A 22,226-nucleotide genomic window follows, 5' to 3' on the forward strand; every position below is an offset into this window, starting at 1 on the left:
GCGGGTGTCGACGAGGCCTTCGTCATCTATCGCCCGACGGGACAGATCCTCTGGGCGCTGGTCGACGGCGCGGGCGAGGACAGCCTGATGCTGCAGATCGGGGGCGCGAGCTACGACCTCCTGGCCTGAGACCCCCTCTGGGCAATTTCTCGCGGACGCCGCGAAACCCGACCGCGCCCGCGCGCGTGGCTTCCGCGAACGTGCTCACGGATCCGGGGCCGCCCGCGGGGGGAGGGGCCGGGCCGGGGCGGTCATCAGGAGGATAATCGACCATGGCGACCTTCACTGTCACGACGCTCGCGGACACCGACCCGTCTGACCAGGAGACGACGCTGCGCGAGGCGCTGGCGATGGCCGACGCGGCCGAGGGCGCGGACATGATCACCTTCGCGGACGGGCTCTCGGGCACGATCACCCTGTCCCAGGGGGCGCTCACCACCATGAGCGACATCGCGATCATGGGCGACGTGGATGCCGACGGCCCCTCCGACATCACCGTCTCGGGCGGCGGCGTGTCCGGCGTCTTCATGGTCGCCGACGGCGCGACCATTTTCGACAGCCTCGGCATCACCGGCGGCGTCGCCACCTCGGGCGCCGGCATCCACGTGGCCGCCGGGGCCGAGGCCACGATCCTGAACTCCGAGATCACCGGCAACACCGCCACCGGCGACGCCGCGACCGAGGGCGGCGGCGGCGTCTTCAACGAGGGCGGCACGGTCACGATCTCGGAGACGACGCTCTCGGGCAACACCGCCACCGGTGCGGCGGGCTCGGGCGGCAACGTTTTCGCCGCGGCCGGCACCACCACCATCACCGACAGCATCATCGCCGACGGCACCGCGAACCGCGCCGGCGGCGGCGTCGAGGTCGGCACCGGCACGGTGACCATCACCGACACCGACATGACCGGCAACGCCACCGGCCCCGCGCCGGGCAATGGCGGCGCGCTGCACGTGACCGGCGCCGCCGACGTGACCATCACCGGCGGCACCGTGGCGGACAACACCGCCTCCTCCGAAGGCGGCGGGCTGTGGAACAACGCGGGCGCCACCATGACGGTGACCGGCACGTTGGTGCGCGACAACAGCGCGGCCGGCGACGAGGCCAGCAATGGCGGCGGCGGCATCTTCAACAACGGCGGCACGCTCGTGGTCTCGGGCGCGACGCTCTCGGGCAACACTGCCACCGGCACGGCAGGCTCGGGCGGCAACCTGATGAGCACGGACGGCGACGTCACGGTGTCCGACACGACCATCTCGGACGGCACGGCGGTGCGCGCCGGCGGCGGCATCGAAATCATCGAGGGCAGCCTGTCCATGAGCGGGACCGACGTGATCGCCAACGCGACCGGCGACGGCCCGGGCAATGGCGGCGGCCTGCACGTGACCGGCGCGGCGAATGTCGACATCTCGGGCGGGCGGTTCCTGCAGAACACCGCCGCCTCCGAGGGCGGGGCGCTGTGGAACTCGGCCACCGGCACGATGACCGTCGAGGGCACCCGGATCGGCGACAACTCCGCCGCCGGAGCCGACGCGACCAATGGCGGCGGCGGCGTGTTCAACGACGGCGGCGCGCTGTCGCTGACGGATGCCATCGTCTCCGGCAACGACGCCACCGGCGCCGCGGGATCGGGCGGCGGCCTCTTCTCGGTCGGCGGCGCGGTGACCGTGACCGGCGGCGAGTTCAGCCTCAACACCGCGACCCGCGCCGGCGGCGGGATCGAGCTGATCGATGGCGACCTCGGGATGACCGACGTCATGGTCACGGCGAACGAGACCGGCCCCGCGCCGGGCAATGGCGGCGGCCTGCACGTCACCGGCGCGGCCGCGGTCAGCATCCTCGGCGGTGCGTTCACCATGAACGCGGCCTCTGCCGAGGGCGGCGGGCTGTGGAACTCGGCCACCGGCACGATGGAGATCGATGGCACGGTGGTGTCGATGAACACCGCCACCGGCGAGGCGGCGGACAATGGCGGCGGCGGCGTGTTCAACAACGGCGGCACGCTCGCGCTGCGCAACGCCACCCTGTCGGGCAACGTCGCCTCGGGCGCGGCGGGATCGGGCGGCAACCTGTTCTCGACCGATGGCAGCGTGACCGTCGCGGATTCGGCCCTCATGGGCGGCACGGCGATGCGCGCCGGCGGCGGCATCGAGGTGATCAACGGCATGCTGAGCGTGACCGGCTCGACCCTGTCGGGCAACAGCACCGGCCCCGCGCCGGGCAATGGCGGCGCGCTGCACGTGACCGGCGCGGCCACCACCGAGATCGCGAACTCGCTCGTCTTCGACAACACCGCCTCCGCCGAGGGCGGCGGGCTGTGGAACTCGGCCACCGGCACCATGACGGTGAACGGCACCGACCTGACCGGCAACGCCGCGTTGGGCGCCGATCCCTCGAACGGCGGCGGCGCGCTGTTCAACAACGGCGGCGCGCTGTTCGTCGGCGGCGGCTCGTCGCTCCTCGGCAACACCGCCGAGAACGGCGGCCTCGGCAACGGCGTGCTCGGCGTCGACGGCGGCACAACCGACCTGCGCGACACCGCGTTCGGCGCGGACCAGGACGTGATCGGCGGGCCGGGCGACGACGTGTTCTTCGGCGATGCGAGCGGCAACACGCTGATCGGCGGAGCGGGCAGCGACCGCATCCTCGGCATGGGCGGCGACGACATGCTCTTCGGCGGCGACGGGGCGGACACGCTGAACGGCGGCGACGGTGACGACATGATCGTCGGCGGCACGACCGGGGCCGACCTGTCGGACACGGTCTATGCCGGGAACGGCGCCGACACGGTGATGGCCGGGGCCGGGAACGACCTCGTCTACGGCGGCGCGGGCGGCGACAGCCTGACCGGCGGCGACGGCGCCGACACCCTGGCCGGCAACGAGGGTGACGACGTGCTCTCCGGCCAGGCGCTGGCGGACGTGCTCTTCGGCGGCGACGGCATGGACTTCATCAACGGCGGCTTCGGCTTCGACCGGGTGAACGGCGGCGACGGCGCCGACCGCTTCTTTCACCTGGGCGTCGAGGGGCACGGCACGGACTGGGTGCAGGATTACAGCGCCGCCGAGGAGGACGTGCTGTTCTTCGGCGGCAATGCCCGGGCCGACCAGTTCCAGCTGAACTACGCCGAGACCGACGGCGCCGGCGACGCGGACGTCGCCGAGGCCTTCGTCATCTACCGCCCGACCGGCCAGGTGCTCTGGGCGGTGGTCGACGGCGCGGCCGAGGACAGCATCGACCTGATGCTGGGCGGGCAGGTCTACGACCTCATGGCCTGACGGTCGCCCTCCGAACCGGCCCGGGTCAGCCGAGATCGAACAGGATCTCGTCGCCCGAGCCGGGCTCGGGGACCGGCAGGCGCAGCAGCACGAAGTCGTTCGAGACGGGCTGCGTCAGCGTGAAGACGGTCTGACGGTAGCCGCCCTCGTAGAGCCGGATCACGTCGATATCGAGCACGATCGGACCGTCGGCGCCGATCACCCGCTGGACATCGAGCACGAAGTCGTCCCGCGTCACGTCCGTGCCGTCATAGACCAGCGCGTCGCCGTCGGCGTGATTGTAGTCGCGCACCACGGCGGTCACGTTCTGGGAACCGGGATCGACGAAGAACCGGTCGGCCCCCGCCCCGCCATAGATCACGTCGAGGGTGGGTCCGTAGCCCTGCGCCTCGCCACCGTAGAGGAAATCGTCCCCTTCGCCGCCGAAGAGCGTGTCGTCGTCGAAGCCGCCGTTCAGCATGTCGTTGCCCGATTGCCCTGCGATCGTGTCGCGGCCGCGGCCACCGTTCAGGACGTCGTCGCCCTCCATCCCGTTCAGGACATCGCCACCGTCGCCCCAGTCTTGGTTGCTGCCGAGGACGGTGTCGTTCCCCGCGCCGGCATAGACGGTGTCGGCGTCCTGTCCGGGGCGCACCACGTCATTGCCGATGCCTCCCTGGATCTCATCACGCCCCGGCCCCCCGAAGATCGTGTCGTTGCCCGACCCACCATAGAGCGAGTCGTTGCCGAAATTCCCGGCGATGAGGTCGCTCTGGTTGCCGCCGGCGAGGATGTCGTCGCGGCCTGCGCCGGAAAGCGTGTCGTTGCCGTTTCCACCGAGGATACTGTCGCCAAGCGCACCGCCGAAGATCGCGTCGTCCCCATCCGTTCCGATGACCGGATCACCGATCAGATCCTCGGGCTGGAACTGGCCGTCGATCAGGCGGAACTGCCAGACGCCCTCGACACCGGTATTGCCCGCCGTGCTGTCGAGCTCGCGGCCGATCGGCCTCAGGATGTCGCCGAGATTGACGAAGTTCGGCCATTGCTGGTTGATGGAAAATCCGTAGGGAATCCAGCTTCCATCCGTATCGACATAGCGGAAGACGAGTTCGGAATCGCCTTCTCCCAGATCGAGGATCTCGAGCTGGAAGGTGACCGGGTTGGAATAGTCCTCGAAATAGAACCCGACCTCGTTCCAGGTCACGATCACGGAGTCGCGCTCGGTATCGAGATCGATATAGACGCCCGACCCCTCGAGCCCCTCGGGAAATCCGCCTCGCGGGATGCGGGCATCGAGATCGGTACCGAAGATAGAGACGCTCCCGTTGTAGTAATCTGGGAAAAAGACTTCGCCGTTCGTGCCGACGCGGATCGCCGAGACCCGCTGGTTCCCGAACAGAAAGCCCTCCTCGAAGATGTCCGTGATGTCGTAGGGCCCGCCACGGTTGTCATCGCCCCGGGGAACGAGCGTCTCCCCGAAGGCCAGCAGGGAATTGTCCGCAACGGACGTGAAAAGCGCGGGATCGGCCATCTCTAAATCCTTTCGGTCGCAATATCTCGTGGGAATTTTCCCAGAGACTGTCCGCGAACGGGAAGACAACCGTCAAGAGATGTTTTTCATGCGCACTCGCCCGATGTGCTTCGGAATTCCGGCAGTCGCCGCATCCCGCCTCCGGCCAGCCGGAAGCGGGATGCGCGAGAATCAGGTCAGGAGATCGTAGGTCGTGTCCCCGATCTGCAGCATCAGGCTGTCCTCGCCGGCCCCGTCCACCAAGGCCCAGAGGATCTGGCCAGTGGGGCGGTGGATGACGAAGGCCTCGTCGATCCCCGCCGCGCCGGCCCCCTCGGTCGTGGCGACGTTCACCTGGAACTGGCTGCGCGTCGCTCCGGCGCCACCGTAGAACAGCACATCTCCCTCGGCATCGGAGAAGTCCTGGATCCAGTCCGATCCGTGTCCCGCGACGCCCAGGTGGTAGAACGTGTCCGCCCCTGCCCCGCCGTTCACCCGGTCCGAGCCGAAGCCGCCGTTGATGAAGTCCATGCCGTCGTTGCCGAAGAGCAGGTCGGAGAAGGCCGAACCCGTGAGCACGTCGTCACCCTCGTTGCCGATCACCTCGTCGGCGCCGAAGCCGCCGGCGAGCGTGTCGTTGCCCGTGCCGCCGTTCAGCAGGTCGTTGCCGTGGCCGCCCTCGACAGAATCGTTCCCGGCGCCGGCATAGATCACGTCGCGCAGGTCCGCCGCGGTTGCGCCGCCCATGATCGTGTCGTTGCCCTCCGCGCCGTTCAGCGTGTCGGCGCCATCGCCGCCCTCGATCAGATCGTCGCCGGCGTTCCCGCGCAGCACGTCCGGCCCGTCGAGCCCGCGCAGGGTGTCGTTGCCCTCGGCGCCCTCGAGCGTGTCCGCCCCGGCCGTGCCCTCGAGCGCGAGCTCGGCCCCCGGCATCTCGGGTTCGGGTTCGGGATCGATCGGATTCTCGGGTGGCTGCGGCGGCGTGTCGTCGGGCGGCTGCGGCACCACCGGCGGCGGCGTCGGCTCGGGTTCGGTCACCTCGGCGGCAGTGACGAGCGGGCTGGCGCCGGCTCCCGTCGGTGCCCCCTCGACCCCGAGCTGACCGATATTGGCCACCATCTGCGCATGGCTCCACACGGTGCCGTCAGCGAACTCGAACTCCTCGATCGTGCCGGCCTGACCCGCGGCGAGCGCGTTGACCAGCACCACCACGTCGTTGGTGCCGACGAAGACGAAGGCCACGCTGTTCGCGGGCACGTTCTGGGTGGTGATGCGGGCGTTCTCGGCCAGGTAGTTAGCGAAGACGACCCGGTCGTCCCCCCCCGTCGTCGCGCCGAGATCGTTGACGGAGTCCCGCATGTCACCAGCGTGGAAGATGTAGGTGTCGCCACCGGTGCCGCCGGACAGGATGTCCTCGCCGCCACCGCCGATCAGCGTGTCGGCCCCGGCATAGCCCAGGAGTCGGTTGGAATCGTCATTGCCGCGGATCGCGTCGCCATGGTCCGAGCCCCCCACGTACTCGATGCCCGAGAGCCGGTCGAAGGTGCCAAAGCCGTCGCGGGCGATGCCGGTGACCAGGTCAACCACCACGCCGGCTTCCGAGTTGCGGTAGCGCAACTCGTCGATGCCGCCCGATCCGTTGATCGTGTCGGCGCCCTGTTCGCCCCAGAGCTCGTCGTCGCCGTCGCTGCCGGTGATCACGTCATGGCCGGTTCCGCCGAGGAGGATGTCACCGCCGCCGCCGCCCACCAGCGTGTCGTCGCCGCCGAAGCCGAAGATGCGGTTGTCGCCCGCGTCCCCGGTGAGCCGGTCACCGAATTCCGAGCCGTGCACCCGTTCGATCGAGATCAGACGGTCGGTATCGCCGAAGCCGTCGGTGGCGGTCCCGGCGCCCAGGTCGACGGTCACCGATCCGGTGTCGAAACGGTAGCGCACGAGGTCGAAGCCCTCGCCCCCGTTCAGCGTGTCGTTGCCGCGCTCGCCCCAGATCTCGTCGTCCTCGGCGCCGCCGTCGATGGCGTCGTTGCCGTTCCCGCCGAGGAGCGTGTCGCTACCGGCGCGGCCGGCGAGCGTGTCGTTGCCGTTGTAGCCCTGCAGCCGGTTGTCGGCGGCATTGCCGCGGATGGCGTCGGCATAGCCCGTGCCGTAGACCTCCTCGACATTCGTCACGCGGTCGGTGTCGCCATGCCCGTCGACGATGGTGCCCGCTGCAAGATCGGCGACGATCCCCGAGGTGCCGCCCGTGAGGTAGTCCTCTCCGTAGAACACGGCGTCCGACCCGCCACGGCCATCGATCGTGTCGGCCCCCTTGAGTGCCCAGAAGAAGTTGATGCCGGCATCGCCGCGCAGCGTGTCGTCGAGGATCGTCGCACGCACGTCGTTGATGCGGATCAGCGTGTCGGTGTCGCCGAAACTGTCGGTTGCCCGCCCCGCGGCGAGGTCGACATCGACCCCTTGGGTACCGAATTCCCGTTGTCCGGTCGCGGGATTGGGATAGCCGAGCCGAACCTCGGGATCGTAGATGACGGTGTTGTGGATGCCCGATCCGCCGTCGATCGTGTCGTTGCCCTGGTTGCCGTTGAACCATTCGAGGTAGTCGTGGCGCGGGTTGCCGCCGATCAGGACGTCGTCGAAGGCCGATCCGCCCACCTCGAGGAAGTGCAGGGCCGCGCTGAAGTCGGTGCGCATGCCCTCGGCGGTGGCGATCCCGGTGGCGAGGTTCACGGTCACGGCCGAGTTCGTGCGGAACAGGAGGTGGTGGCCGTACTCGGTGCCCGCCGACCCGAAGCCGGTGATGGTCTTGGTGCCGGTACCTTCGATCACGACGGTGTCACGGGCGTCGCGGGTGGTGGTGCCGACACGGATCACGTCGTTGCCGTTGCCGGTCAGGATCAGGTTGTCGCCGTCGCGGCCGTCGATCGTGTCGTCACCGTCGCCGCCGAAGATGCGGTCGCCGTCGGCATTGGTGCCGAGGATGCTGTCTCCGTAGCGCGAACCGATGACATATTCGACCGAGTTCAACAGGTCGGTGTCGCCGAAGGTGTCAGTCGCCCGACCCGAGGCCATGTCCACGACGACGCCGCGCGTGCCGGCCTCCAGATCGTAGGACACGAGGTCGAGGCCGGTGCCGCCGCGCAGCGTGTCGTTGCCCGCATCGCCGACCATGGTGTCGTCGCCGCCGGCGCCGGTGATGGTGTCGTTGCCGTCGCGGCCGAACAGGTACTCGCCAAGCGCGCTGCCGGTCAGCACGTCCGCGCGGTCGGTGCCGTAGAGCCGCTCGAAGCCCGACAGCCGGTCGGTATCGCCCCAGGTATCGGTGGCGGTGCCGGCGCCGAGATCGACCACGACGCCCCGCGAGCCATTCTCGAGATAGTAGGCGAGATGGTCCTCGCCGGCGCCGCCGGCCAGCGTGTCGTCGCCGTCGTTGCCGATCAGCGTGTCGCTGCCGCCCCGCCCCGAGATCCCGTCGTTGCCGCCGCGCCCGAAGAGGAAATCGCCGGTGGCATCGCTGCCGTTCAACGTGTCGTTCACATCCGAGCCGTAGACCCGCTCGATCGACAGGAGCCGGTCGCGGGCGCCGCTGCGGTCGGTGGCCGTGCCTGCGCCCAGGTCCACGAAGACGCCGAGGGCGCCGGGTTCGCGGTAGTAGAGTATCTGGTCGTCGCCGGAGCCACCGTTCAGCGTGTCCGTGCCCGGGCCGCCGACGAGGACGTCGTTGCCGGCGCCGCCATTCAACGTGTCGATGCCGGCCTGCCCGTTCAGGGTGTCGTTGCCACCCAGCCCGTCGAGCAGATCGTTGTCGTTCGTGCCCGCCAGCATGTTGTTGCCGGCATCCCCCGTGATGTTCGCCATAAACCCGTTCCCGATTGTCCGCTGCCTTGCCCGGGTTAGTCCCGGGTCGTGAAGGCCAAGTTACCCGCGCCCCAAGCGTTCACACCCGATCTTTCAACACGCCCGCACGGCAATTCCATGGCAGAGGGCGACATTCTTCCGGGAATGCCGCAGGTTGTGCCTTCGATGCCGCAACGTCATCCCGCGCCCGGGACATCTTCGGGGACCTGCCACGCTCCGGCCTCGCAGCCCGCGGCCGCGAGTGCGGCGCGCCCCGCGGGATCGGCGGCGCACCAGCGGACCGGGCCTGTGGCGAAGCGGGCGATCGTCGCGCGGCAGGTTTCGGGATCGGAAATCGTGCTCGCGGCGTCGGCGACGATCTCGATCCGGGCGGCCTCGATCCGGGGCAGGTAGCGCTGGGGATGGGCGAGCACGGCCGGATCCCAGAGGATCAGGCGGTCGCAGGCCACGTGATCGCCATGGGTGAAGACCGGCCAGCCCGCGGCGTGGATCGCGCGGCGGACGGCGCCGTCCATCGTCGCACCGGCACCGGGCGCGTAGCGGTGAATCTCGGCGATGCCCCAGCCATGCAAGCGCGCCCCGGCCGCCCGCACCGCGAGCGCCGCCGCGCCCTGCCCGCCCACGCGCAGGTCCCCTGCGAGGATGATCCCCGCGCGCAGAGGGGTCCGCGGCGGCACAAGCTGCATCCGCGCGGGCGCCGGAAAGGGCCGCGCGCGCGCCGCGGGGTCGTAGCGCAACTCGGCGGCGGTCTCGTGGTGGAGCGCCTGCGCGCCGCGATATTCGCGCCGGGCGCCGTAGAGGAACCCCGCGATGCCGAGCACGGGGTCCCCCACCGCCGATCCCGGCCGGTCGCGCTGCAGCGTCGCGGGCCCGGTCGCGAGCCGTGCCACCGCCTCCGGACCGAAGACCCGCCCGGCACGGCGGATGAGCTCGTTGTCGGCCGAGACGCGTACCTCGTCCCAGCCGCCGAGCCGGTCGAGAAGCGGCGCGCGGCGGATCATCAGCGAGGCGGTGTTCTCGAAGATCGTCCGGGCATGCCCGGTCCAGCGCAGCGCGGAGAGGTCGCCGCGCAGCCGCGCCTGCTGGCCGAGGCAGGCGACCTGATCGGGGTGCGCCTCAAGATGGGCAGCCTGTGCCGCGATCCGCAGCGGGTGCGCCCAGTCATCGGCATCGTGCAATGTGACGTAGGCCCCGCGCGCCTCGGCGAGGCCGCGATTGCGCGCGGCATAGGCGCCGCGGTTCACGGGCTGGCGGATGAGCCGGATCCGCGGGTCGCCGGCCGCCGCCGCTTCGGCGATGCGGGCTGTGCCGTCGGCACTCGCGTCGTCGATCACGAGGATCTCGAGCGCACGCCAGCTCTGCGCCGAGAGCGAGGCAAGTGCGGTGGCGAGCGTCGCCTCGGCGTCGTGCGCGGCGACGAGGACCGTGACGAGCGGCCCCTCCGGCACCGGCGCGGGCGTCGCGGCCGCGCGCAACCTGTCGAACGCGGGTCCCGGCCCCGGCTCAAGGGCAAGCGGCGGCAGCGCGAACCGGGCGAGCGCCCGGTTGATCCAGGCGAGGCGCGCCGCAGGGTCGGCCTCGGTATTGCCGCGCACGAGGTCGGTCTCGGCGCCATCCGCGCCGAGCGTCACGGCCACCGCGTAAGCTGCCGCCACCTCCTCGGCCGGGGCGCCGGCCAGGTGCCGCGCGAGCATCTCGGCAACCGCAAGGTGCCCCCGCGCGACGAGGTCGCGCCCGCCGCGCCGCGCCGCCCGCAGCCAGCCGAGCGCCTCACGGGCGGCCTCCGCCGTGCCGCCGCGCAGGGCCCAGAGCATCCGCTCCTCGGCGGCGCGGGCGCGCAGCGCCGGGCTCGTGTCCTCCGCCGCCAGCCGTTCGAGCTCCGCGAGCGGCGCGGCGTCGAAACCCAGCTCCTGGAGGTGCTCGAGGATGCCCGCGAGACGTGGCAGGGCCGGTGCCAGGGCATGCCGCCAGGCAGTAGGCGCGCGCCCCTCGGCCCGGCCGCTCCGCAGGTAGTGCACGAGCGGGTTCCGGCCCGCCGCCGCCACGTCGGGATAGGCCGCGAGGTAGAAGCGGGTCTCGAAGCCCGGTCCCGGATCGCGCCCGAGAGCCGCGCCGAGCCGCAGGTAGTGGCGCGCCGGGGAGGTCCCGGCCCATGCCACGTCCGGATGGCGCGCGCGGTACCAGGCCGGATCGAAGAGATCCGCCCCCGCGCCCTCGATCAGCTCGGCGTCGGCATCCTCGGACATCGGCTCAGAGCCGCCCGATGAGCGCCGCCGCCCAGAGCGACAGCGTGCCCTCGATCCCCTGGCGGTAGACGCCGGTCTCGTGCAGCATCGTGAGCCGTGCCGTGAGCGGGGCTGCGCGGTCACGGGCGAAGCGTTCGAGCACCGCCCGGTTCTCGGGCGTGAGCCGGTGCGCGGAGGCGGTCAGTGCGCGGATGTTGACCGTGTTCCAGTCGCGGAACCCTCCCGCCAGCATGTGGCGCAGCCGGCGCAGCTTGGCCCGCGGGCCGCGGTTGGCGCCGATCAGGTTGTTGGGGTGCTGGCGGTAGTAGAGCACCGGCTCGGGGTCGAAGATCACCCGGCCCCCGGCTCCGGCGACGATCTGGTAGAGCCACCAGTCGTGCACCACGATCGCGCCGGTCTCGCGGCTCGCCCCGCGGGCAAGCTCGAGCCCCGCGCGGTCGAGCATCATCGTGTTGCCGCCGGCGATGTTCTGCACGAGCGCGTGGCGGAACCCGATGGCGCGGCGCGGCCGGCGCGACCGGCGCTTGCGGCGGAGCGCCTGGTCGCATTCCCAGGTACAGCCGCAATAGAGCGCCGGGCGACCCGGGTCCTCGCGGCCGGCGCGGGCGAGCGCGGCGATGCCGCGGGCCAGCTTGTCGGCCACCCAGACGTCGTCCTGGTCCGAGAAGGCGACGATGTCGACCTCCTCGGGCACCGCGCGCAGCAGGCTGAGGAAGTTCTCTGAGGCGCCCCTGCAGGGGCCCTCGCGCAGGTCCACCCGGATCTCGGGATGGGCGGCGGCAAAGGCCTGCACCACCGCGCGGGTGCCGTCGGTCGAGCCGTCGTCGCTGACCATCACGAGGTCGGGCGGCCGGCTCTGCGCGACGAAGCTGTCGAGCTGGGCGCCGAGCATGTCGGCCCCGTTGCGGGTGGCCAGCAGGATGGCGAGGACGGGACGGCCGGGATCGTGCATGTGGCCGGTCTATACGGGCCTGCGGGAGCCGGAAAGCCCCGCCACGCCGAGGCGGCCTCAGAACAGGAAATCGTCGGCGCTCCAGGCGGTGGCGGGCAGGGCGCCGGCGCCGGAGATCACCTGCAGGCTCTCGCCCTGCCATTCGATCAGCGCGCCGTCGGGCCGCGCCGAGATGGCGAGGGCCGAGATGTCGTGGACGAGGCCCCAGCCGCCGAGGTCGATCCGGTCGATCCCCGGCTCGAAATCGCGCACGATGTCGCGCCGTCCGTTGGCGTCGAACACGAAGACGTCCGCCCCGGCACCCCCCGCGAGCGTGTCGGCCCCGATCCCGGCGAACAGCGTGTCGTCGCCCCCGCCGCCGGACAGCCGGTCGTTCCCAGCCCCGCCCACGAGCATGTCGTCGCGTTCGGCGCCGGCGAGCGTGTCGTCCCCGTCGCCGCCCGTGCGGCGGTGGCCCAGGTCGCCGAGGGGCAGCACGAGCTGCGCCACGCCCCCTGCCCGGCTGCCCGTGACGAGGATCTGCAACTCGTCCCCCGTCACCACCATGGCCACGGCAAGCACCGGGCCGATGTCCCAGCCCGCGTCCTGCGCGAGGCTCTGGTGGTGCCAGAGCCGCCCGCCGGGCAGGACCTCGAAGAGCGCGACGCCCCCGTCGGTGCCCGCGACGACGGCAAGGCCGCGGCCTGCCACCTCGACCGCGTCGAGCGCGGCGGCCCCCGCGAACCGCGTGCTGCGGTCGTCGGTCACGATGTCCTCGACGAAGAACACGCCGCGGTCGTTGAGCCGCACCGACGCGAGCGTGCCGCTGCCCGCGGAGGCGCAGAGCAGGAAGGTCACGCCCGCCACCGTGACCGGCGCCACCGCCTCAAGCCCCGAGACCCAGAGCCCGTCCTTGGCGCCGAGCGCGTCGCTGAAGACGAGGGTTCCGCCGGCATCGAGACGGTAGACGCTGAGCCCGTCCTCGAGGCTCGAGGCGGCGACGACCCAGGTCCGCCCTCCCGTCTCGACGGCGGCGAGGTCCGAGATGCCGTGCAGGAGGCTCTTCACGCCGTCGTCCACGCGGTCGGCCTCGGTGGCCCGCAGGTCGTCGCGCAGCCGGTAGAGCGCGAGCCCGCTGCCCCCGGCCGCCGCGCCCGCGAGCCAGTGGGCGCCCTCCGCCTCGAAGAAGACCACCCGGTGCAGCGCTACCTCGACGCCCGCCTGCGTGCGCAGCACTGCCGGCGCGCCGGGATCGCCTGCCGCCGACAGGGTCTGCAGCGTCACGCGATCGGACAGGCGGTCGACCGCCGCCAGCACCGCCCGCGTGCCGAGCCGCGCCGCGTCCCCGGCATCGGGCGCGGCGCCGAGGATCTCGGACGGCGCGCCGGCGCGCACCGGTGCGTCTTGGGCAAGGTGCAGCGCCCGCGCCACGCCGCTGGCGCCGGCAGCCGCCAGCACGGCCGAACCGCCCGGCAGCGGCGCCAGCACCGAGATCATCGAGAGATCGAAATCCTGCCGGTCGGGCAGGAGGGAGCGAAGCGCCAGCACGTCCATCGCGGGTCTTCCGGGTTGCGGGATACGGACGGCCGGAATGGCGGATCGCGCGGGCGCGGGAGGGGACGAATCCGGGCCGCCGGACGGCGCTTTCCCCGGGCTTTCGGAAAATCCGGGCGATATCCCGCCTGCTCTGGTTCCAGGCTGTCAAAGGCTGCTAAAGGGGGACGCGCATCCATGGCAGCCGGCGGAGGACCGCAGAAGTGACCGACCACGAGCCGATAACCGAGGCAAGAAACCATGCCGAGATCCAAGCGCTGCTGCGCGACGAGATCGCGGCGCTACGGCAGGTGATCGACGCCCGCCTCAAGGAGATCGCCACCCTGACCGAGATGCTCGAAAGTGCCGGAAAGACCCCCGGCGCCTCGGCGGAAGAGATCGCCGCGCTCGAACGGCGCCACGCGGTGGAACTCCTACTGGTGCGGCGCGGCTACGAGATGGCGCAGCAAGGGCCGCGCCAAGGCACCGCACCGCTCACGCGACAGGCTGAAGCGCTCGAGGCGTCCGAGCTCTTCGACATCCGCTGGTATCTCGAGCAGAACCGCGACGTGGCCGAAGCTGGCATGGACCCTATCGACCACTACATCCGGTCGGGCGCCTTCGAGGGCCGCGACCCGGGCCCGTCCTTCCGCACCCTGCCCTACTATCTCGCCAATCCCGACGTGGCCGAAGCCGGCTGGCCGGCGCTGGTGCATTACGTGCTCTACGGCCGGACCGAGCGCCGGGCGATTGCCCCGGAGTGACGGCCCCCGACACACCCGGCATGCCCGATACGCACGACGACACCGATTTCGACCCGGTCTGGTACCTGCACGCCCATCCCGACGTGGCACGGGCCGGGATGGACCCGCGCCGCCACTACGACACTATCGGCCGGTCCGAGGGTCGGCTCGGCGCGCCGGTACTGGCGCTCGAGCTCGACCACATGCTCTGGCGCGGCTACGCGGAGGCCGTGCTGGGGCCGCTCACGCGGCTTCTCGCCACGGGACGGCCGCGGGAACGGGCGGCGGCAGGCTGGGCATTGGCGCGCTGGCACCGGGACCAAGGCGATCCGGCGGCGGCACGGACCGCGATCGCAGCCTTCCACGCCACGCCCGACCCGGCGCTGCCGCTGCGCCATGCCGGGCCCTGGCTTCTCGACCTGCAGCTCGCGCTCGAGGCGGGCGACGGCGCTGCGGCAGCGACGCGTCTTGCCGACATAGAGACACGCTTCGGCGCAACTGCCGAGGCCGGGCTTGCGGCATTGCTCGCCGCGCGCGCGGCAGGCGACACGGACGCGATGGCGTCGGCGCTCGGCCGGCTGCACCCGCCTGCGGGGCTCGCGGCGCTGACGCTCGCGCCGGGTGACGCGCCGGCCTTCGACCGCGTGGTGCCGCGCAACCCGCCGCCCCCGGCACCGCCCGAAGGAGAGCTGCCGCTCGTCTCGGTGATCGTGCCGGTCCTGAACGGCGCGGCGCATCTCGACCGGGCGCTGTCGGGCCTCACGGCCCAGGACTGGCCGGCGCTCGAGATCCTCGTGGTCGACGACGGCTCGAGCGATGAAAGCCGCGACATCGCCGCTGCCCATGCCCGGCGAGACCCGCGCGTGCGCCCCATGACGCAGGGCCGCACCACCGGCGCCTATCCTGCCCGCAATGCCGGGCTCGCCGCCGCGCGCGGGGCCTTCGTCACCGTGCACGACGCCGACGACTGGTCACATCCGGCAAAGATCCGCGCCCAGGTGCAGGCGCTGCTGGACGATCCCGGGCGAATGGCGAGCGTGTCGCACTGGGTGCGCGCGGGCGACGATCTCGACATGACGCTCTGGCGGATCGAGACCGGCTGGGTCTACCGCAACGTCTCCTCTCTGATGATCCGCACCGAGCTGCGCGACATCCTGGGCTTCTGGGACCGGGTCCGGGTGAACGCCGACACCGAGTACTACTACCGCATCCATGCCGCCTTCGGTCCCGGGGCGATCGTCGAGGTGCATCCCGGTGTGCCGCTCGCCTTCGGGCGCAGCCGGGCCGGCGCGCTGACCGCGCGCGGCGAGACCGACCTCAGGACGCACCTGCACGGCCTGCGCAACGACTATCTCAACGCGGCGCGCGCCTGGCACGCGCGCACCCTGCGCCCCGCCGGGCTGCACCTGCCCGAGCATCCCCCTGAACGCCCCTTCCGCGTGCCCAAGGCGGTGGCGCTGACCCCGCCCGATCCCGAGCCGGAGATGGCCGACCGCGACAGGATCGCGGCATCCGACATGTTCGACCCGGCCTGGTACCGGCTCGCCCACCGCGACGTGCTGGCGGCCGATCTCGACCCGGCGCAGCACTATCTCGAGCACGGCGCGCGCGAGAACCGCGATCCCGGGCCCGCCTTCTCGACCGGCGGGTACCGACACGCGCAGGGTCTTGGCCCGGACGAGAACCCGCTCCTGCACTGGGAACGGACGGGACGGGCCGCCGGCGCCGATCCCCTTCCCGGCCGGTCCGGAGCGCTCGCCGATCGGAAGGGCCCCCGCGTGCTGGTCTTCGCCCATCAGGTCGGCCGGGCTTTGTTCGGCGCCGAGCGGAGTCTCCTCGACATGCTCGACCGGTTCCTCGCCGCGGGCGAGGTGCCGGTCGCGGTGGTCCCTGCCATGCGCAACCCCGATTATCTCGATGCGCTCGCAGCCCGCAGCGCGGCGATAGAGACCGTTCCACAGCTCTGGCGCTTCGGCGACCGCGCGCCCGCGCCTGCCACCTGCGCGACCATCGCGCGGCTCATCGCACGACACGCGGTGCGCAAGGTGCACGTGAACACGCTGGTGCTCGACGCGCCGCTCGCCGCGGCGCGGGCGGCCGGGTGCGAGAGCGTCGTGCACGTGCGGGAACTGCCCGAGAACGATCCCGGGCTCTGCCGCGGCCTCGCGCTGACGCCCGACCTCCTGCGGACACGGCTGTTGAACGACGCCGACCGTTTCGTCGCGAACTCGGGACTGGTGGCGCGCTGGATCGGCGCCGCGGAGCGCACGGAGATCCGCCCGAACGCCGTCTCTCCCGCGCTCTTCGACATGCCGTTTGCGCCCGGGACACCGCTGCGCGTCGCCCTCGTCAGCTCGAACACCGTCAAGAAGGGCGTGGCCGAGTTCGTCGAGGTCGCCCGCCGGGTCGCGGAGGCGGAAGGCGACGTCCGCTTCCTGCTGATCGGCCCGCCGACGCCTGACCTGCGCGCGCTCCAGCCCTTTCCGCACAACGTGGATTTCGCCGACTACGCAGAGACGCCCGAAGCCGCGATCGCGCAGGCCGACGTGGTGATGTCGTTGTCGCGCTTCTCGGAATCCTTCGGACGCACCGTGCTCGAGGCGATGGCGGCGGGTCGTCCGGTGATCTGCTGGGACCGCGGCGCACCGCCCGAACTGGTCGAAAGCGGTGTCACGGGCTTCGTCGTACCGGCCGACGATTGCGGCACGGCTGCGAACGCGGTCCTGGCGCTCGCCGCCGCCCGAACCGGGCTCGCCCGGATGAGCGATGCCGCTCGCGCCCGGGCAGCCCGCCTGCAGGCCCGCGCCACCGGGGTCTGATCCCGGCGTTCAGGCCGAAAGGACCGCCCCGAGTTCCGTCGCAATCGCGCCCGCCAGCCGGTCGAGTTCCGCCGCGAGGACCTCCGGGTCGCCCCAGAGCGCGGCAAGCCGCGCCTGCGTGGCCGCGTATGCCTCGGCAAAGACCGTATCAGGGTCGAATTCGGCAAGGCGAGCAACGGCTGCAGCCACGTCGTCGCCTGCGAGGTTCAGCCAGGCCTCTTCGGCCGCAAGGTCGCGCGCGCGGTGACCCTGCCCTGCCACGTACAGCGGAACCGCGCCGGCGGCATAGGCGTCGAAAAGCTTCTCGGTCACGTAGTGCGGATGATGCGTGTTCTCGATCGCAGAGACGAGCGCCGCCCGCCCGGCGATGCGCAGCATCTTGTCGAGATGCCAGTCGGGCAGTTCCTGCCGCATCGCGTCGCCCCACCCGGTGCCCGCGCGCAGCGTGGCGGGCAGCGGACAGGCTTCCGCAAGCACGGTGCGCAGGGCCGAGAGCCCGAAAAGGTCGGGACCGAAGGCACGCGAATAGGCCGCGCCGTGGCGCCTGCGCGCCATGAACACCGTGCGCCAGCGCGCCCTGCGCCAGCGGGCGAGCCATTCCGCCGCCGGCACCTGCGCGTTCTGCGCGAACCAGCGACGATAGCGGGTGGCGAAATGGTGATCGGTCAGGGGGAAATAGGGGATCGCATCGAAGGCGAAGACGTCCGAGGTCGCGTGGTTGAGCCAAGTATAGGACATCGCGCCCGCCTCCGTCGGCGCGGTGCGGTCACGGACACGCGGATCGTCCCCCCACACCGTGTCCCAGAACGGCTCTTCCGAGAGCAGGACAAGCCGCTGCCCCGCCCCGAGTTGTCGTCTGAGGTCCGCCCCGTGCGCAGCGATGTCCTTAACATGGGCGACGATCACGATGTCGGCGGTGCCGATGCGCTCGACGAGCCGCAGCCGCCCAACGGCGGCCGCCCGTATCGGCGCGTAGGCGAGCGGCTGGCGGTGGGCATAATCGCCGCAGGCGAAGACGCGGATCACGGGCAGGGACCGCGGGAAACCGGATCGCGGAGGCACCGTTCAGGCACGCGCGCGCATCCAGGGCGGCAGCTGTCCCCGCATCAGTTTCTCGTGATGCTCGATCGCCCGCGCGACGCGCGGGTAATAGAAGAACCGCCCCCGGTCAAGCACCACGCCAGAAGTGCAAAGCCTCTCCAGGAGCTGCATGGAATGCGATACGACCACGGCGCCGCCACTCTCGAGCCGTTCCCGCAGGATCGCCTCACTGCGCGCCTTGAACGAGGCGTCACCCACCGCCGTGACCTCGTCTATGAGATAGGTGTCGAACGGGATTGCCATCGAGATGGCAAAGGCCAGCCGCGACTTCATGCCCGAGGAATAAGTGTTCACCGGCAGATGAAAATGCGCGCCGAGCTGTGAGAAGTCTCGAGTGAAGTCCAGCATCTCCTCGGTGTCGACCCCGTAGACCCGCGCCACGAAGCGGGTGTTCTGCGCCCCGGTGAGATCGCCGTGGAAACTGCCGGCGAAGCCCACGGGGAACGACACCGACCCGTGCGCGACGATCTCGCCCTCGTCAGGACGCATGGTGCCCGCGATCATCCGCAGCATGCTCGACTTGCCCGCTCCGTTCCGGCCGATCAGCGCCACGCATTCTCCAGCGGGGAAGGTGAAGGAGATGCCGCGCGCGATGGTCCGCGTGACACCGTCGGTGCGGTAGCTCTTCCAGACGTTGCGGAGTTCGATCATCGTGCTCAGCGCCGGTCGCGCAGGCTGTAATAGACCATCACCGCCGACGCCCAGAACAGGAACAGGAACATGGCAACCACCCCGGAGATCACTTCGCGCTGCGGGTAGCGCGCGCTCTGCGGCAGGGTCGGGTTCGCATAGACCGCGAGGTAGCGGCTCTTGCGCTGTGCCTCGGCGCGGGCAGTGTCGTAGGCATTCTGAGCGGCGATGTAGCTCTCCTCCGCGTATTGCAGGTCGACCGACAGGCGTTCGTACTCGCCGACAAGGCTGGAATAGTCCCGCTCACCCGGCCGCGTGCCGCCCGAGGCCGAGAACTTCTGCCGTTCACGGTCGATCAGGTCCTCGATCACCGCGATGCGACGCTCGGCTTGGTCGATGCGGGGATCGCTCTCGCGTGCGGTGTCGCGCAGGAGGTTGAGCTCGATCTGCGCAGAGGCGAGCTGGGTCTCGAGCGAGTTCAGGAGCCCCTGCTGCCCGGCGACGTTGGCGGTGGGATCGACCAGCCGGGTCTCGGAGCGGAAGCGCGTGAGCGCCTCGCGCGCCGTCTTGAGCCGCTCGAGCGCGGTGTCGAGCTCCTCTCGCGCATAGGCGGTCGCGTCCGCACGCGCGATGGCGGAGAGGTCGTTGATCATCACGGTCGATTCCTGGACGATCTCCTCGGCGATGCGCTGCGCCTCCTCGGGGCGGAAAGCGTGCACCCGAAGCTCGATCAGCCCGGTATTGCTGTCGTAGAAGACGCGCACCATGCGCTGCCAATACGCCACGAGATCCTCGATGTCGCCGGTCGGACGATAGGCGAAAACCGGATCGCCTTCGGGCCGGGACCAGATCTCCACGAGGTCCAGTTCTTGGTCGATGCCCTGCACCAGGTCCTGGCTCTGGATGAAGGCGTAGAGGATGTCGGTGTCCTTGGAGCTCGAGCCCGAGAGCGAACTCGAGATGCCGCCGAGGAGGTCCTGCGCGCTCTCGATCTCCTCGGAGCGGACCGAGAAGCCCACTCTCGACGCATACTGGTCCGCGGCCGCGGTAAAGAGGTACCAGATCGTCACGATCAGTGGTGCCATCACCATGATCAGGAAGCTCAGCGCGACGCCCACATGCCGCTTGCGCCGCTGCGCCGGCCGGGCAGGAGGCGGCGCACCACCGCCGGCCTTGGGAGGTTTCTGGGCAAGGGAGCGCGCGGCATCGGTGTTCAACGGACGGTGCCTTTCAAAGGGGGCCATGTGATCTGGCAGTCGCCGCAGCGGTGACTGCCAGGCAACCTAACGCCTCGCGCCGCCGGAAGAAATACGATAGGTCCGGCAATGCCGCCGGGCCGCCCCGGCCCCGAAGGAGACCCCGCGCATGGCCAGCCTGGTTTCGTCCCACGGATCGCGCCCCCCCCGGGCCATCGTCCGTGCCGTCGGCGCGCTGATGCTGCGAGAGATGTCCACCTCGTTCGGCCGCGTCTCGGGCGGCTATCTCTGGGCGCTGCTGCAGCCGATTGGCGGGGTAGCTATCATGACGCTCGTGTTCTCTTTCGCCTTCCGCAACCCGCCCATCGGCAACAATTTCGCGCTGTTCTACGCCACCGGCCTCGTGCCGCTTGGCATGTACCAGGACATCAACCAGAAACTCGCAACCGCGCTGCGCTTCTCGCGGCCACTGCTGGCCTATCCCAGCGTGACCTTCATGGATGCGCTGATCGGCCGCGTGCTGCTGAACGCGCTGACCCAAGCACTGGTCTTCTTCATCGTTTTCACCGGCATCATGCTGTTCACCGACGCCCGCGCGGTGATCGACATGACCGCGATCATGCGCGCCTTCCTGATGCTCTTGGCGCTGTCCCTTGGCGTCGGCGTGACCAACTGCTTCCTTCAGGGCGTGTTCCCGGTTTGGCAGCAGATCTGGTCGATCCTAAACCGGCCGCTGTTCATCATCTCGGGCATCTTCTTCGTGATAGACTATATGCCACGCTATGCCCGCGAACTCCTGCTGTGGAACCCGGTGGCGCACCCGATCATGGAGATGCGCGCGGGTTTCTTCCCGACCTACGAGGCGGTCTACGTGTCGGAGGTCTACGTCTACGGCGTGGCCGGCTCGCTCAGCGTCTTCGGGCTGCTGATGCTCTACCGGTATCACGACTGGCTCCTGAACGAGCGGATGTGACGCCGCCTCAGCGGGCCCAGCTGGCCCGCCCCACGGACTCGTAGGCCTCGAACCCGGCAGCGCTGGCGTCGGACGCGGTGTAGATGTTGCGCAGGTCGGCAAGGCGTGCCGTCGCCATGCGCCCAGCGATGGCGGCGAGGTCGAGCGCGCGGAACTCGTTCCACTCCGTCAGGATCACCAGGAGGTCGGCGCCTTCGGCCGCGGCATAAGGATCGTCGGCCCAGGAAACGCCCGGAAGGAGCGTCTCGCCCTCGCGCCGGCCCTGCGGATCGACGACGCGCACCTTCGCGCCGCCGCCCACCATGGCCGGCACGATGGTCAGCGCGGGCGCGTCGCGCATGTCGTCGGTATTGGGCTTGAAGGTCACGCCCAGCACCGCGACGGTCTTGCCGTTGAACGAGCCGCCGCAGAGATCGAGCAGCTTCTCGATCATCCGGCGCTTGACCTCCTCGTTGACCTTGATGACCGCCTCGGTGATCTGCATCGGCACCGCGTACTCCTGCCCGATCCGCGCCAGCGCCTTGGTGTCCTTGGGAAAGCACGACCCGCCGTAGCCCGGGCCCGCGTGCAAGAACTTGTTGCCGATGCGCCCGTCGAGGCCCATGCCCTTCGACACCTGCTTCACGTTCGCGCCGACCCGTTCGCAGAGCGCGGCGATCTCGTTGATGAAGGTGATCTTGGTCGCGAGGAAGGCGTTCGCGGCGTACTTGATCATCTCCGCCGATTCGAGGTCGGTCGTGATGATCGGGAACTCCCGCAGGTAGAGCGGGCGGTAGACCTCCGCCATGACCTGCGCGGCGCGGTCGCTCTCGACGCCCACCACTACGCGGTCGGGCTTCATGAAATCCTCGATCGCCGCACCCTCGCGCAGGAATTCGGGGTTCGAGGCCACGTCGAAATCGAGGTCCGGGTTGGTGGCCGCCACCGTTTCGCGCACGCGGCGGTTGGTGCCGACCGGCACGGTCGACTTGGTGACGATCACCACGTAGTCGGAGGCGGCGCGCGCGATCTCCTCGGCGGCGGCCATGACGTAGGTCAAGTCCGCATGCCCGTCGCCGCGCCGGGTCGGCGTGCCGACGGCGATGAACACCGCGTCAGCGCCGGTGATCGCGCTGGCGAGGTCGCGGGTGAAGGACAGCCGCCCCGCCTCCACGTTGCGGGCGAGCAGCATGTCGAGGCCCGGCTCGTAGATCGGAACCTCGCCGCGCTCGAGGCGGGCGATCTTGTCGGGGTTGTTGTCGACGCAGACAACCTCGTGACCGAAGTCGGAGAGACAGACCCCCGAGACGAGCCCGACGTAACCCGTTCCGATCATCGCGATTTTCATGGCGTTCCCTCGCCCAAGCCGGTTTTCCGGCCATGTCTTGTGCCCGAACGGACCATGTGTCAACGCAAGACCTTCGCGGGACCCCTGCCCGCGTGCTTTCCCGCG

At 70.5% G+C, this 22,226-nt stretch carries 13 protein-coding genes; 4 read left to right on the plus strand and 9 right to left on the minus strand.

Annotated features, from left to right (window positions below; genetic code table 11):
- Positions 1–272 precede the first annotated feature (272 nt).
- Entirely contained in the window at positions 273–3,278 is a 3,006-nt protein-coding gene (locus tag RISW2_RS25705; RefSeq protein WP_051492199.1) for a calcium-binding protein, read from the plus strand.
- Between the two features lie 25 nt (positions 3,279–3,303).
- Here RISW2_RS25705 and RISW2_RS23680 read toward each other — a convergent pair whose 3' ends face one another.
- From RISW2_RS23680 to RISW2_RS25520, 5 genes are all read right to left on the minus strand, one after another.
- On the minus strand, positions 3,304–4,791 hold the full coding sequence (locus tag RISW2_RS23680; protein WP_051492200.1) for a calcium-binding protein: 1,488 nt from the start codon (positions 4,789–4,791) through the stop codon (positions 3,304–3,306).
- A 171-nt stretch (positions 4,792–4,962) separates the two neighbouring features.
- Positions 4,963–8,622, minus strand: coding sequence for a calcium-binding protein (locus tag RISW2_RS20210; RefSeq protein ID WP_043774421.1), 3,660 nt, complete (start codon positions 8,620–8,622; stop codon positions 4,963–4,965).
- Positions 8,623–8,798: 176 nt separating this feature from the next.
- On the minus strand, positions 8,799–10,868 hold the full coding sequence (locus RISW2_RS20215) for a glycosyltransferase family A protein (protein ID WP_051492201.1): 2,070 nt from the start codon (positions 10,866–10,868) through the stop codon (positions 8,799–8,801).
- 4 nt (positions 10,869–10,872) lie between these two features.
- The gene (locus RISW2_RS20220) at positions 10,873–11,820 is read right to left on the minus strand and encodes a glycosyltransferase family 2 protein (RefSeq protein ID WP_043774424.1); all 948 of its coding nucleotides are present in this window, start codon (positions 11,818–11,820) and stop codon (positions 10,873–10,875) included.
- A 57-nt stretch (positions 11,821–11,877) separates the two neighbouring features.
- A complete protein-coding gene (locus RISW2_RS25520; RefSeq protein WP_043774426.1) occupies positions 11,878–13,353 on the minus strand; it encodes a calcium-binding protein in 1,476 nt (491 codons plus the stop codon).
- Positions 13,354–13,556: 203 nt separating this feature from the next.
- Between RISW2_RS25520 and RISW2_RS23685 the strand changes: the two genes are divergently transcribed.
- Together RISW2_RS23685 and RISW2_RS20235 are read left to right on the plus strand one after the other, a co-directional pair.
- A complete protein-coding gene (locus RISW2_RS23685; protein ID WP_051492202.1) occupies positions 13,557–14,096 on the plus strand; it encodes a hypothetical protein in 540 nt (179 codons plus the stop codon).
- Between the two features lie 20 nt (positions 14,097–14,116).
- A complete protein-coding gene (locus tag RISW2_RS20235; protein ID WP_051492203.1) occupies positions 14,117–16,894 on the plus strand; it encodes a glycosyltransferase in 2,778 nt (925 codons plus the stop codon).
- A 9-nt stretch (positions 16,895–16,903) separates the two neighbouring features.
- On the opposite strand, the gene RISW2_RS20240 is transcribed toward RISW2_RS20235, so the two are convergent.
- From RISW2_RS20240 to RISW2_RS20250, 3 genes are read right to left on the minus strand one after another with little or no spacing between them, the layout of a single operon-like run.
- Positions 16,904–17,920, minus strand: coding sequence for a glycosyltransferase family 10 domain-containing protein (locus tag RISW2_RS20240; RefSeq protein ID WP_043774429.1), 1,017 nt, complete (start codon positions 17,918–17,920; stop codon positions 16,904–16,906).
- Positions 17,921–17,959: 39 nt separating this feature from the next.
- Positions 17,960–18,646, minus strand: a complete 687-nt coding sequence (locus RISW2_RS20245) for an ABC transporter ATP-binding protein (RefSeq protein WP_043774432.1) — start codon at positions 18,644–18,646, stop codon at positions 17,960–17,962.
- Positions 18,647–18,651: 5 nt separating this feature from the next.
- Positions 18,652–19,842: a KpsE/RkpR family capsule polysaccharide export protein gene (locus tag RISW2_RS20250; protein ID WP_244437676.1), complete on the minus strand. Its 1,191-nt coding sequence runs from the start codon at positions 19,840–19,842 to the stop codon at positions 18,652–18,654.
- A 148-nt stretch (positions 19,843–19,990) separates the two neighbouring features.
- On the opposite strand from RISW2_RS20250, the gene RISW2_RS20255 reads away from it, so the two are divergent.
- Positions 19,991–20,794 (plus strand): ABC transporter permease, encoded by an 804-nt coding sequence (locus RISW2_RS20255; protein WP_051492205.1) that lies wholly within the window; start codon positions 19,991–19,993, stop codon positions 20,792–20,794.
- A 7-nt stretch (positions 20,795–20,801) separates the two neighbouring features.
- Here RISW2_RS20255 and RISW2_RS20260 read toward each other — a convergent pair whose 3' ends face one another.
- On the minus strand, positions 20,802–22,121 hold the full coding sequence (locus RISW2_RS20260) for a UDP-glucose dehydrogenase family protein (RefSeq protein WP_043774436.1): 1,320 nt from the start codon (positions 22,119–22,121) through the stop codon (positions 20,802–20,804).
- Between the last annotated feature and the right edge of the window lie 105 nt (positions 22,122–22,226).

Origin of the sequence: Roseivivax isoporae LMG 25204 (genome assembly GCF_000521865.1) — a bacterium.
GTDB classification, from domain to species: domain Bacteria; phylum Pseudomonadota; class Alphaproteobacteria; order Rhodobacterales; family Rhodobacteraceae; genus Roseivivax; species Roseivivax isoporae.